Source organism: Agrobacterium larrymoorei (assembly GCF_013322225.1).
Classification (GTDB): domain Bacteria; phylum Pseudomonadota; class Alphaproteobacteria; order Rhizobiales; family Rhizobiaceae; genus Agrobacterium; species Agrobacterium larrymoorei_A.
In genome coordinates this window covers 1-11,920 of the sequence record NZ_JAAMFB010000026.1, presented here as the reverse complement: position 1 = coordinate 11,920, position 11,920 = coordinate 1, and the positions used below count along the sequence as shown (strand labels likewise).

13 protein-coding genes are annotated in these 11,920 nt (G+C 55.5%); 9 read left to right on the top strand and 4 right to left on the bottom strand.

Annotated elements, in window-relative coordinates; genetic code table 11:
- Positions 1–9: 9 nt before the first annotated feature.
- The 5 genes from repA (at position 10) to G6L28_RS15935 (ending at position 4,332) form a co-directional block, all read left to right on the top strand.
- Positions 10–1,227, top strand: coding sequence for a plasmid partitioning protein RepA (repA, locus tag G6L28_RS15955; protein WP_174064820.1), 1,218 nt, complete (start codon positions 10–12; stop codon positions 1,225–1,227).
- Positions 1,224–2,222 carry a plasmid partitioning protein RepB gene (gene repB, locus G6L28_RS15950; protein ID WP_174064819.1) on the top strand — a complete coding sequence of 333 codons (999 nt, stop codon included), beginning with the start codon at positions 1,224–1,226 and terminating at the stop codon, positions 2,220–2,222. The genes repA and repB overlap by 4 nt, the downstream gene beginning before the upstream one ends.
- A 194-nt stretch (positions 2,223–2,416) precedes the next feature.
- Positions 2,417–3,631 carry a plasmid replication protein RepC gene (gene repC, locus G6L28_RS15945; RefSeq protein WP_174064818.1) on the top strand — a complete coding sequence of 405 codons (1,215 nt, stop codon included), beginning with the start codon at positions 2,417–2,419 and terminating at the stop codon, positions 3,629–3,631.
- Between the two features lie 60 nt (positions 3,632–3,691).
- Positions 3,692–4,030 carry a type II toxin-antitoxin system RelE/ParE family toxin gene (locus tag G6L28_RS15940; RefSeq protein ID WP_174064817.1) on the top strand — a complete coding sequence of 113 codons (339 nt, stop codon included), beginning with the start codon at positions 3,692–3,694 and terminating at the stop codon, positions 4,028–4,030.
- Positions 4,027–4,332 carry a helix-turn-helix domain-containing protein gene (locus tag G6L28_RS15935; protein WP_174064816.1) on the top strand — a complete coding sequence of 102 codons (306 nt, stop codon included), beginning with the start codon at positions 4,027–4,029 and terminating at the stop codon, positions 4,330–4,332. The genes G6L28_RS15940 and G6L28_RS15935 overlap by 4 nt, the downstream gene beginning before the upstream one ends.
- A gap of 133 nt (positions 4,333–4,465) precedes the next feature.
- Here G6L28_RS15935 and G6L28_RS15930 read toward each other — a convergent pair whose 3' ends face one another.
- The gene (locus tag G6L28_RS15930; RefSeq protein ID WP_174064902.1) at positions 4,466–5,953 is read right to left on the bottom strand and encodes an MFS transporter; all 1,488 of its coding nucleotides are present in this window, start codon (positions 5,951–5,953) and stop codon (positions 4,466–4,468) included.
- 86 nt (positions 5,954–6,039) lie between these two features.
- Between G6L28_RS15930 and G6L28_RS15925 the strand changes: the two genes are divergently transcribed.
- Positions 6,040–6,594, top strand: coding sequence for a TetR/AcrR family transcriptional regulator (locus G6L28_RS15925; protein ID WP_174064815.1), 555 nt, complete (start codon positions 6,040–6,042; stop codon positions 6,592–6,594).
- Positions 6,595–6,702: 108 nt separating this feature from the next.
- On the opposite strand, the gene G6L28_RS15920 is transcribed toward G6L28_RS15925, so the two are convergent.
- Complete coding sequence (locus G6L28_RS15920) at positions 6,703–7,260, bottom strand: hypothetical protein (RefSeq protein WP_174064814.1); 558 nt, start codon at positions 7,258–7,260, stop codon at positions 6,703–6,705.
- An 83-nt stretch (positions 7,261–7,343) separates the two neighbouring features.
- The gene (locus G6L28_RS15915; RefSeq protein ID WP_174064813.1) at positions 7,344–8,201 is read right to left on the bottom strand and encodes a Shedu anti-phage system protein SduA domain-containing protein; all 858 of its coding nucleotides are present in this window, start codon (positions 8,199–8,201) and stop codon (positions 7,344–7,346) included.
- Positions 8,202–8,442: 241 nt separating this feature from the next.
- Here G6L28_RS15915 and G6L28_RS15910 point away from each other — a divergent pair, with 241 nt between their 5' ends.
- Entirely contained in the window at positions 8,443–9,264 is an 822-nt protein-coding gene (locus tag G6L28_RS15910; protein ID WP_174064812.1) for a DUF6602 domain-containing protein, read from the top strand.
- Between the two features lie 506 nt (positions 9,265–9,770).
- On the opposite strand, the gene G6L28_RS15905 is transcribed toward G6L28_RS15910, so the two are convergent.
- Positions 9,771–10,946 (bottom strand): site-specific integrase, encoded by a 1,176-nt coding sequence (locus tag G6L28_RS15905; protein ID WP_174064811.1) that lies wholly within the window; start codon positions 10,944–10,946, stop codon positions 9,771–9,773.
- Positions 10,947–11,023: 77 nt separating this feature from the next.
- On the opposite strand from G6L28_RS15905, the gene G6L28_RS15900 reads away from it, so the two are divergent.
- Together G6L28_RS15900 and G6L28_RS15895 are read left to right on the top strand one after the other, a co-directional pair.
- Complete coding sequence (locus tag G6L28_RS15900) at positions 11,024–11,302, top strand: type II toxin-antitoxin system Phd/YefM family antitoxin (RefSeq protein WP_174064810.1); 279 nt, start codon at positions 11,024–11,026, stop codon at positions 11,300–11,302.
- Positions 11,289–11,720, top strand: a complete 432-nt coding sequence (locus tag G6L28_RS15895) for a plasmid maintenance toxin (PemK-like) (protein WP_174064809.1) — start codon at positions 11,289–11,291, stop codon at positions 11,718–11,720. The genes G6L28_RS15900 and G6L28_RS15895 overlap by 14 nt, the downstream gene beginning before the upstream one ends.
- Positions 11,721–11,920 lie beyond the last annotated feature (200 nt).

Below are 11,920 nucleotides of genomic sequence, written 5' to 3'. Positions count from 1 at the left end.
TTACCGTGAATGGCGAATAAGAGCGCAAAAAGCACCCAGGTCGACAAAATCGAGCGCGTCTCGATTGATAAGACTATAGCCGATGATGCCGCGAAACTCAGCAGCAATCTTCAAGAGCTTTCGGCCCGGTTGTTTTCACCTGATGCCCAAAAGGCGCTTCGCCGCTTTAGCAGCACGGAAGCCGCAAAACTGCTTGGGGTAACCGACAGCTACGTGCGGCATCTGGCGGCTCAGGAAGATTCCGTTACCTCCGAAAAGACGTCGGGTGGTCGGCGGACCTTCTCCTTGTCCGAGATCAACACCATCCGCCAGATCCTGGGTAAGACAAAGCCAGCCTATCTGGCCGGACGCCGCGAGACCGAACATCTGCAGGTCATTGCGGTCACCAACTTTAAAGGCGGATCGGGTAAGACAACGACCTCGACGCATCTCGCTCAGTACCTGGCTCTGCGCGGTTACCGCGTCCTCGCCGTCGATCTCGATCCGCAAGCCTCGATGTCCGCGATGTTGGGCTATCAGCCGGAATTCGACGTTGGTGAAAACGAGACGTTGTTCGGGGCTATCCGATACGATGAGCTTCGTCGTCCGGTAGGGGAGGTGGTTCGAGAAACCTATTTCCCGGGTCTGGATCTCATCCCCGGAAATCTCGAACTTCACGAATTCGAGCACGACACGCCACGAGCCCTTGCTGAGCGCAACGGAACCGAAACTGACATGTTTTTCATGCGGGTCGGTAACGCGCTGGCGGACCTGTCGGACCGGTACGACGTCGTCGTTATCGACTGCCCGCCGACCCTCGGCTTCTTGACGCTCTCGGCGCTCTGCGCTGCGACGGCCGTCCTGATAACGGTCCATCCCCAGATGCTCGACGTGGCGTCCATGAACCAGTTTCTGGCAATGACGTCTGACCTTCTTTCGGTGGTCAAGGACGCAGGCGGTAACCTGGAATATGATTGGATGCGATATCTGGTCACGCGGTACGAGCCAAACGATGGTCCGCAAGCGCAGATCGTTGCATTCTTGCGGAGCTTGTTCGGCGATCGTGTGCTCACGTCCATGATGGTGAAGTCGACAGCAATTTCTGATGCTGGCCTCTCCAAGCAGACGATCTACGAGGCCGCTCGGGAATCTATGAACCGGCAGACCTACGATCGCGCGGTGGAAGCAATGGATGGGGTCAACCTCGAAGTGGAAGCTCTTCTCAAGAGTTCATGGGGGCGTGCATGAAGGGTCGTGACATTCTCAAGAATATGGTCAGCTCCGCAGGCGACGAAGCGGCGAAGGCACCTATCCAATCGCAGCCACAGCACAAGCCCGCTGGTGCAGTGCGAGCCATGAACCTGTCGCTTGGCCGTCTCGGTGATGAAGCCGCTGCGGCGAAGGAACTGCGCTCTGCTCTTGCAGCCGGGGACAAGGTTGTGGAGTTAAGTCCCGCCCAGATCGAGGCCTCGTTCATTCAGGATCGTATTCCGACTGAAAAGGATGCCGCGCTGGATGAACTGATCGCTTCCATGCGCGAAAGTGGCCAGCAGGTCCCCATCTTGGTCCGTCCGCATCCGACGAAAGACAACCACTACCAGGCGGCCTACGGTCACCGCAGACTGCGTGCGGCCATCGTTCTGGAACGGCCGGTCAAGGCGATTGTGCGTCAGCTTTCCGACGAAGAGCTTATAGTCGCGCAAGGCCAGGAGAATGGACCACGCGTCGATCTAAGCTTTATCGAGCGAGCCTTGTTCGCAAAGAGGCTTGAGCAGCATGGCTTCGATCGCGACCGGATCTCGCAAGCTCTCTCGGTCGATAAGCCTGAAACGTCGCGGCTTCTGCAGGTCTCGGATGTCATCCCGACAGAGGTCATTCTTGCGATTGGACCGGCCTCGAAAATCGGTCGCCCACGCTGGTTGGCCTTTGCCGAGTTGTTGAAGGACAGAGCGGCCTCCAAGCGCGTGGCTGATGCTATCGCCGATGACCAGTTTACGGCAAGCGATACGAACGATCGGTTTACGCGTCTCTGGAATCAGGCTCAGGGGCCGAAAGTCTCGAAGAAGGACGCGGCCGGAAAGATTCGCACGCGCAAGGGGGTCGTCCTCGCATCCATCGAGCGAACGAACAAAGGCGCGAAAGTCACCATCACATCAGAAGCCTTCGCACAGTTTCTGGACGCTCAAATGAGCGATCTGGTTGAACGGTTCGAAAGAGATAATGCTTCTGAAACAGATCATTAGTTCGATTGTCAGCTGACAATTGATCGCAAACGGGAGATTTAAACCGCAAAAGAAAAAGGCCCCCAAACGTTACCGTCGTGGAAGCCCTTCTCAATGTGTCGCAACGAGAGAATCGCATTTCCCCGAATCGCAGTCAAGAGTCTTTGGCGCTGTTTTGGCGAGCAAATTTCTTTTGCCTTTTAGAGGGTGAGAGAATGCAGACAGGAAGTGTGACGACGCCTTTTGGGCGGCGGCCAATGACGCTTGCCTTGGTGAAGCGCCAGGTGGCAACAAACGAGATTAAGGCTGGCAAGACAGTCGAAAAGTGGAAAGTCTTCCGTGACGTCTCCGAAGCGAGAGAAGAGCTCGGCTTACAGTCGAACAGCCTGGCGGTGCTCGACGCGCTTCTGAGCTTCTATCCGGAAAACGAATTGCGCCAAGACGCACAGCTCGTCGTGTTTCCTTCAAACGCGCAGTTGATCCTTCGAGCCCACGGTATGGCAGGGGCCACATTGCGTCGCCATCTTGCGCTTCTGGTCGATGCTGGTCTCATCGTCCGCAAGGACAGTGCTAACGGCAAGCGCTATGCGAGGAAGAACGGTTCCGGCGAGATCGAGAATGCGTTTGGCTTCGACCTTTCGCCAATCCTTGCCCGATCTGAGGAACTCGCTGTCATCGCGCAGAGAGTCGTTGCTGCTCGTTCCGCATTCCGTAAGGCGAAAGAGAACCTGACAATCTGCCGCCGGGACGTCCGCAAGCTCATCACTGCGGCGATAGAGGAGGGGGCTGACGGCGACTGGATGGCGATCGAGACGATGTACATCGACCTCGTAGCCCGCATTCCACGCTCCCCAACCATCGCTGACGTCGCCAGCATCCTCGACGAACTCGAGCTTCTCCGCGAGGAAATCCTTAATCTGTTGGATACGCAGTCAAATTCAGAATTTAATAGCACCAATGCTGCTCATATTGAGCAGCACATACAGAATTCAAAATCCGAATCCTTCCATGAACTTGAACCTAGCTCTGAAAAAGAGCAGGGCGAAAAGCCGAGCAAGAGACGCGGGACTGACACCGAGACGCTGAAGGCGTTTCCTCTGGGTGTTGTGCTGAAGGCATGCCCACAGATTATCGACTATGGTCCGGCTGGCACTGTGGGTGGTTGGCGCGATCTCATGTCGGCCGCCGTCGTGGTAAGATCGATGCTCGGCGTCAGCCCGTCGGCCTATCAGGAGGCCTGCGAAACCATGGGGCCTGAAAACGCAGCGGTTGCGATTGCCTGCATTCTGGAGAGGGCAGGGCATATCAACTCTGCGGGCGGCTATCTGCGGGATCTCACCAACCGGGCGGCACGCGGGGAGTTTTCACTCGGGCCGATGGTGATGGCACTGCTACGGTTGAACGGGGAAGCTGAGAAAAGGTCGGCGTGAATGACCATTGACAAAAACTCGTCCAATCATCATAACTACCCCAATGGGTTATAGGGCAATATGCAAACAGTCGCTGAAACATCGCTCTTCGTCAAACAGGCCGCAGCTCTGTTTACCGACGACGAGCGCAAGGATCTGATTGATTTTCTCGCGGCCCATCCTCTGACTGGTGATGAAATACCGGGTGCGGGTGGTGTCCGAAAGCTGCGATTTGGTGCCAAAGGTAAAGGCAAACGGGGTGGTGCCCGCGTTATCTATTACTGGTACGGCGACGACGCGCCCATCTATGCGCTTCTCGTCTACGGCAAGAATGAAAAGACCGATTTAAAGCCGGAAGAGGCCAAGGCGGTTGCTGCGTTCGCGAAGGCGATCAAAGCGACGTACAGGAGCAAACCATGAGCGAGACGACAAAATTCGGCGAGGATTTGATTCAGGCTATGACAGAAGCTCTGGGACATGCCCAGGGTAAGGACGTGGTTGGACTACGCGTCACTACCGTTGATCTGGAAACCGTGGACGCAAAAGCAATTCGCCAAAAGCTGCACCTGACGCAAGATGAAATGGCTGCATTTCTCGGCACGAGTGCTTCAGGATACAAAAAGTGGGAGCAGGGGGCCCGGCAGCCGTCAGGCGCTGCTCGAACGCTTCTTCGTGTAATGGAAAGAGAACCCGAGGCAGTGCTACGAGCGTTGTCGAACTGAGTTCTGGACTTCGTTCCGGCTGAGGGTGAAATGGCACTCTAACGGGCGAAGTCCGCTAGTGGCTTCTCCGACTTCGTCATGGCCTTTCCTAAAGAGACGCCGGTCGCAGTAGCGAGGAGTGCCTTTGGAATTGTCAGTGTGACGTCGCGATCTTCACCCCACGCAAAGACGCAAAGACCACGATTGCCAGCAACGCGATGATCAGCGAGACCGAGATTAATACGGTACCGTGCGCATCGACGAATGCGAACCTCGCCGCCGCAGCAATCTCGGATCCGAGGGTGCCTCCCGCAGAATTCGCGGCCGTCATGGCCTCGCCGATCGAGTTCGACGCGGACTCGACAGCGCCAGCGGGTGGTATGAAGGAGTTTCGATAGATGGAGTTCACCAGGACGCCAAAGATGGTGATACCCAGTCCGCCTCCAAGCTCGTAACCCGTGCTTTCGAGCGCGCCAGCCGCACCTGCTTTCTCTTCAGGCGCGCTTCCCATAATTGCGATCGATGATGCCAGCAGTCCAACCCCGAGCGCGAAACCAAGGGCGGCCAGCAGGGCGGGAACGACGACCCCAGCATTCTTGAAATCGGCAAAAGCAAGCGCGGCCAGCGAAGCCGCGGCGACAGCCATCGATAGGGAAGCCACCGAGCGTAGTCCAAACCACGTCGCGAGCTTACCTCCGACCGGACCGCCGACCGCAGCGGCGATGACAAGCGGCAGCATGAACATGCCGGCCTCGAGCGGGGTCTTGCCAAGGACGAATTGCAGTTCCTGCGCAAGGACGAGTTCGAATCCCGCCAGTGAACCGCTGGCGACAAAGGCCATGAGGAAGCCGACCGCGATCGTCGGCTTTGCAAGCAGGGAGAGGTCCAGCATCGGCGTCTTCGACGTCATCTGCATCCGGCCGAACCAGGCCAGCAGAACTGCGCCCGCCAGCAGTGTTGTGACGGATTGGCCGTCTAGGTTGGTCTTGACCCCCGTCTTGATTCCATAGACGGTAAGCATCAGGCCCGCGATGACAATCAGGGCCTGACCTGGCTTCCAACTTGCCGAGGCATTTCCAGACCGTCTGGGGATCAAAATCCAGACCATCGGAATAACGATCATCATGATCGGCACGTTCACGAGAAAGACAGAACCCCACCAGAAGTGCTCAAGCAGAAGCCCACCCGCCAAGGGCCCGATCGCCGCGCCCGCCATTCCGACGACGCTCCATGCGCCGAGCGCGGTCGCCCGTTCGGCATCGTCTTCGAATGTCTGCCGGATGACGGCGAGCACACAGGGCATGATCATCGCCGAGCCGACACCGAGGACGGCGCGGGCGGCAATCAACATGCTTGCAGACGTTGAGAAAGCTGCAGCAACCGAAGCGAATGTGAAAATGCCGAGACCGACAAGAAGCAGCCGGCGGCATCCGACTTTGTCCGCCAGGGTACCCATCGGCACCAGCAGGCCTGCCATGACCAGCGGATAGATGTCGATGATCCACAGGACCTCTGTACCGGACGCGGACAGTGCAAGCGTGAGGGACGGGACGGCGATGTGAAGGATCGTCATATCCACGACAACGGGCGTAAATGCCATCATCACGGCGGCGAGGACAAGCCAACGGTTGGGGGTATGCATCATGTCACCAATTACTGAACGATCGTTTAGATATTGCGTTTATATACGATCGTTCGTATATCATTCAAGCCTGACAAGGAGATGAAATGGGCCGGCCGCGGAAGATCACCAATGACGATATCCTTGACGCCGCCGAAAGGGTCGTCGCTCGTCTCGGCGCTACGGGCCTGTCAATTGATGCCGTGGCCAAGGAGGTCGGCGTTAGCAAGGCGATGGTTGTCTACGATCACAAATCCAAGAGCGCTCTTCTCGAGGCTCTGGTGGATCGCCGGGTCAAGGCGGATATGGCCTATATCGCGGAATGCGTGAGCGCGGCAGCCGATACCCCGCATCCAGAACTCTTCGGTCGAATTGCTTCGGCCGAAAAGAAGATCGACGAGATCGACAAGGCCGTTGCGGTGACCCTCAGTGCTTCGATGTCGAACGATGATAGGCTCCAGCGCTTCATGCGAGACTGGACCGACCTCGATTTGAACGCGATGGCGTCAGGTGAGCGACCACAGGCGGCATTAATGGCCTATCTGGCGCTGATGGGTTTCTATAGCACGGAGTTGTTCGGGTTCCATTCGTGGCCGGACAAGGAGCGTCAGGACATTCTTCGGGGAATTCGCGCGATATATCTGTCGTTCGCGGACAGTTAACCGGCCATATCTTTGACTAGCAGAGCAATCAAATTTATGAGCAAAGCGGCTGTTTTCCGAACTCGGAACGTGGTCCCCTGTGTGCAAAGCTGATACGAATTGTAGTTGTCATGACGCTAATGCACGGGCAACCCAAGACCACAGGTCATTCCCAAGAGCTTCAAGCTGGCCCTCATATTTTTCAGCCCAAGGGTTTGGCAACGTCCAGCGCTCGTCCCAGTTCATCGGCCATATCGCAGCAAAATCGGCTCGATTATCACCCTTTTCCCACTCTTTGGTCTTTTCCCAACTCATAACGACGGACGCGGCGATGGCATCAAAGCCGGCAGAATGGGCAACTTCGATCATCTGCTTGATGTCTATGTGATCGTTCGATGCCACGTGGCTTGGCATGATGATTAGTTCTCGTGTCCGCCACATAGCATCGTTGGCGTTGAGAGCTGCTTCAACGGAATCATACTTCGCTTTCTCTTTCTCTTGGAAAGATCTGCCAAATACGAAGGCGTCGATAGGACGACCCCAAGGGCTAACAAGTGACCGCACCCCCTTCATGTGATGGCCAATTTTCTGACCAGTACCTTGTGAAACGAGAGTTCTCAAAATTGTCGATTTTCCATGACGGTCGTTAGCCAAGGGTACGATAAAAAGCCGCCGCGCTATTTTCAAAGCTCTATTTCCTAATTTGTTTGCCGGAGTCACTCTCTGGTGTAAGATTAATGTGCCTTGAAATGTTCATCGAACAAGTGAATTTACAGCTCCAAGACAGCTTTGACTTTCGCAAACAGCTCGTCGTATGTGATGATTTGCACATCGCGGACAGCTGCCTTGAACAGCTCAAAGCTACGTTGCTTGTCCTGATTACCGCCTAAAACGTTGCGATTTCCAACGATAACAGCCGCGTGCACTGCCGAAGTTGATGGTTTTGGATTCAAGCCACTGACTAGCTCATCCAGATGACGGAAGGCAAGATTCCTATAATGAAGGGATTGGACAACGGATCCAGCAAGTTCCAGAGAAGGCGGGAAACACCGGTTTCGATACTCTGATCCTAACAGCGGACTTTGAGGCGTTTTGATTTCGAAAAGCGTGACCCCTTGCAGCGTTTCCGGCACGTACAGGAAATCAACGATGCTTCCGTTGTGGTTGAATAGGTCTTTGCCGCCTAAGAAGCATTTGTCTCCGAATTGTAATGCGTTACCCGGGAGGCTGAGCGCCAGAATATGAGGATTGGTGACAAAAAACTGGTGCCATACTGCTTCATTGTCGCAATCACGGTTGCTGTCCCAGAACTCGAGAGCTTGTTTTAACGAAACCTTGGTGGATTGCGGAAGAAGAGACGGCGGAGTGTTTGTCTTCTCTGCTGACTTGAGAATACGCTGTTCATGATCCGCACGCATCCGACGCAGAACGTCTGGTCCGAATTCTTGTTCAGACATGTCCACAAGGCGATGATGACTAGGGCAGAGCACGATTATATTATCGAGGCTCGAATCGCCTCCCAGACTTCTGGGAAGAATATGCGCTATTTCGAGGACTACGGCACCTTCATTTGTTTTGATCGGTGTTTGACAGCCTTCGAAGCTGCATCTGAATGCTGCTCGCTTCATTGCAACTGAGCGGATCTTGTTTGTGGGAATATGCCTGGTAGGAATTACTCGCTCATCGATTTTTGAATAGCACATTATCGAACTTTCGGATCCTTTCACCCGCGGGTGAGTGTCGAGTCCACTTCAAATGGATGGATTGCATGTGGCGACAATGTCGCTTTTGAAAGGCCATTATACCTGACTATTCCTTAAGACTCTCAAGTCATATAGGCTATTTTCCGAGTTTTGGATTGAGACCTGGATGACGCAATCGCCAACAAGACTGTCAAGAACGCTGCTAGGCCACTACCACGAAATGATGGCTGCGTTTCATCGTAGCGCTGCCCACAAATTGCCAGGAGGCAAAGGCGTAATTAGAGAAGACGCCGTAGCAAGCTTTATCGCTACATGGCTCTCGAAGAGATACCGACCTCACACAAATGTTTTCGCGAGCGCCGTTGGAGGCGAGCAGTTAGAGCCCGAGCTAGACCTTGTCATTCTCGATGAGTTTGAAGGAGTGGCATGGCCGATCGACGCCGGGTCAATTAATGCCGTAGTGACTTGGGAGCATATTCGCCTGGTGATCGAAGTTAAGTCAACACTAACGCGCGATACCCTTACCCTTGCATGTGAAGCAATGGAAAAGATTGAAGCATTTGCGGCAAAGACCAACTGCGATGTGCCAACGAGGTTACTTTTCGCGTTTCAGATTGAGCCAACGTTAAGAGACGATCTTCTCTACGAATTTGCCGCATCCGGATCTAACAGCTACCCATTCGATGCGTTTGTTATACTACCGTGTGGAGTATTTTGCTCGTCAGATCTAGATTCTCTGCGCCAGGGTTTCGCTTCGGGGCTTGCGCCTGAGAAGGCCGTTAATGATGGCCCGTCGCAAGACAAAGCGACTTGGGAGTATTGCGAGGAAACGCGGTTTGCACATGGATTCAGATCAATGGGCGACGGCTCCCCCGAAGAAACGTTGATGGCGCTGGCTTGCATCGTGACTGATTCCGCCACCGATGGGAAGTTCACCCAAGCGCTACTTTCAGCGCTGAAGCGTGTTGAATACTATCCCATCAGCTAAGACGCCTTGCGGATCGTCCACTGCACCGCGGCGCTTTGTTGAATTAGCTAGATGCCTGCTGAATAACGAGATGACGCAACTGCGCCATCGCTTCAGGTAGCAAATGCCTCGGTTTGCCACCGCCGTTAGATAGCCTAACCCGCAGCCCATGAGCAGAAAACTCCGCACTCTCCAATCCCGCCATAGTACCGCATTGATCGATCTCTCTTCAGTCACTCTATTGGAAACCGTCTCCAAAGCCCAATCCCCCGAAACACACTGCCTTTTTTGATCTGGGCCGCGGACTTCCAAGCATTGAGAGCCTCGACCGGCCGGTCAGATAGACGGTATCATCCTGCTTGCGGTTTCAAAAACGCGCTGCACGCTAGGCATCGTTCTGATCTCAACTTTGTCAACTCGAATGATGACCAACTTGATGATTTGGCTTTTAGCCTTCTCACAACTGTATATTCGGCGTTACACAGAAGGAGAGGCTCTTTGCGCGTTTGGCGTTTACGAGACTGTGATCAAACGACCAACCGGGCAGCGCGTCCCAGTTTGCGTTCGGTGTTGTTGTAGTACCCTGACGCTTGAGTGACCGACTTGTGCAAGGATTGCTGCATGGCTTCAGGCAATGGAATGCCGCGGTTGGCGGCTTCTGTGAGATAACCGGATCGAAGTCCGTGTGCAGAAAATTGCGCCGGGTCCAGCCCGGCCTGCTTGATGCGCGTTTTCAGGATGAGGTTTACAGACTGCGGCGTCATCGCGCGCCGATCGAGGTTACCCCACTGGTCGATACGCCGAAAGACGGGTCCCGCTTCGATCTTTGCCTCTTCAAGCCAATGCTTAAGCGCGACAACCGGGCGGCCGATCAGCACGACATGTTCATCATCGTCTGACGTGGTAGTCTTAGTCCGGCCCAGATGGATCGTCAGGCAGGGCAGCAGAGGGGAGTGCTCGTCAGCCGGATTGGCGCGAACCGGTTCCTCGTCTACCAGATCCTCGACGCGCAGTTCCGCCACTTCGGAACGGCGTCTGCCGCCGGACGCAAAAGCCATCAGGAGCAGCGCCCGATCACGCATATCGACCAACCGATCGCCCGTGCAAACTGCCAGCAGTTTGGCAAGGATATCGCCGGTGACAGCCTTTTTGCTTTTTCTCTGCCGTGGACGATTGCTGGCGCGAACCGCCAACCGGAGTGCGCTTTTCAGCGACGGTACCGAGAACGATCCGGTCAGCCCGCGCCAGCGTGTCAGGATCGACCAACTCGTCAAGCGGCGGCGAACGGTCGCCGGCGCATGCGGTCCGGTGCTTCTCAGCAAGCCCTTGAGGCGGAGAGCGATCGCGACGTCGTTGGGCATGCCGTGATCGGCATTGGTTTCCCGCTCTACTGGATCCCAGAGATGATGGGCGACGAATTTCAGAAGCAGACTTTCGGGCGCAGGCCAGGGGAGGGGAGTACCTGCTACCAGCACGCACCAAGCTTCCAGATAAGCAAGATCCGACGCCAATGCGCGCATGGTGTTGTCGCCCATTCCCTCGCTGGCCAGATGTTTGAGCGTCGCGACATCATCGTCGGTGAGTAGATCTGCAAGTTGATCGCGGCGATCGAAAGGCAGGATTGCGTCAAGTGCATCCAGTTCCTCCGCTCTCTTCAGGACGGCGTTGTTTTTGGCAGTCTGGATCTGCAAATCATGTTTCATCTCACACCGCCAATCTCTGTCGCGTGTTTGCAAAAGTTCCGGAAATCCCGTATATTCCGGAACAAAGGAGTTTTGCCATGACATCCACGGTTACCGCCGCGGCGGTTTCGAAAAATTTCGGGGCTTATCAGGATGCGGCCGTTCGCGAGCCGGTGATCATTACCAAGAATGGTCGGCCCCGTACGGTTCTGATCGCCTATGAAGACTATGTGCGTCTGGCTAAGCGTGACCGCCGGGTCGAACTTTCGGCGATGCTCGGCGACGATGAGCTCGACGCTATTGAAGGATCGCAGATGGAGCCTAGTCTGGATCATCTCAATGCCGAACTGTTGACGGACAAGCATGCTGCCGACTGAACCGAAGGTAGGCTGGCTGTTTCGATACTCATATCTTTGGCATTGGCAGCATCTCGAAGGCCGTGAGGAAGGCGACAAGGACCGTCCCGTGGTGGTCCTGGCGATTGTTGCCACACTGGAAGACGGAACGCCGGCAGTGCGGGTTCTGCCTATCACGCATTCGCCGCCGTCCGATCCGCAAGACGCTGTTGAAATTCCGGCGACCACCAAACGGCGCCTGGGACTTGATGACGAACGCTCGTGGATTGTTCTGACCGAAAGCAACCGCTTCGTCTGGCCCGGACCCGACGTCAGGCCGATAGACGGTGAAACCGGCTATTACGGCGCGCTGCCACCAGTCCTGTTTGACGAGGTTAAGCGCCGGTTTGTAGAACTGGCGCGGGCGCAGCGCCATTCTGCCGCGGCACGAAGCGAGTAGCCGCCGCGCGGCAAGGCCTACATCGTCCCGGTTTTGTGTCTTGCCCACATTTCCCATCCTGTTTTTGGTCGCTGAGATCGTCATTTGCTACGACGTTACAGTGTCGGCCGTCCTTATCGAGCGGATTCTATCTCGCTGATTCCAAAGAACAAGGCATTCACCCAATTCGCCGGACTCACCCTAATTGGGCGGACTCAGGA

Bases quoted from the DNA above. Each gene is read 5' to 3' on its own strand.
- repA (WP_174064820.1), top strand. From the start codon at position 10: ATGGCGAATAAGAGCGCAAAAAGCACCCAGGTCGACAAAATCGAGCGC.
- repB (WP_174064819.1), top strand. From the start codon at position 1,224: ATGAAGGGTCGTGACATTCTCAAGAATATGGTCAGCTCCGCAGGCGAC.
- repC (WP_174064818.1), top strand. From the start codon at position 2,417: ATGCAGACAGGAAGTGTGACGACGCCTTTTGGGCGGCGGCCAATGACG.
- G6L28_RS15940 (WP_174064817.1), top strand. From the start codon at position 3,692: ATGCAAACAGTCGCTGAAACATCGCTCTTCGTCAAACAGGCCGCAGCT.
- G6L28_RS15935 (WP_174064816.1), top strand. From the start codon at position 4,027: ATGAGCGAGACGACAAAATTCGGCGAGGATTTGATTCAGGCTATGACA.
- G6L28_RS15930 (WP_174064902.1), bottom strand. From the start codon at position 5,953: ATGCATACCCCCAACCGTTGGCTTGTCCTCGCCGCCGTGATGATGGCA.
- G6L28_RS15925 (WP_174064815.1), top strand. From the start codon at position 6,040: ATGGGCCGGCCGCGGAAGATCACCAATGACGATATCCTTGACGCCGCC.
- G6L28_RS15915 (WP_174064813.1), bottom strand. From the start codon at position 8,201: ATGAAGCGAGCAGCATTCAGATGCAGCTTCGAAGGCTGTCAAACACCG.
- G6L28_RS15910 (WP_174064812.1), top strand. From the start codon at position 8,443: ATGACGCAATCGCCAACAAGACTGTCAAGAACGCTGCTAGGCCACTAC.
- G6L28_RS15905 (WP_174064811.1), bottom strand. From the start codon at position 10,946: ATGAAACATGATTTGCAGATCCAGACTGCCAAAAACAACGCCGTCCTG.
- G6L28_RS15900 (WP_174064810.1), top strand. From the start codon at position 11,024: ATGACATCCACGGTTACCGCCGCGGCGGTTTCGAAAAATTTCGGGGCT.
- G6L28_RS15895 (WP_174064809.1), top strand. From the start codon at position 11,289: ATGCTGCCGACTGAACCGAAGGTAGGCTGGCTGTTTCGATACTCATAT.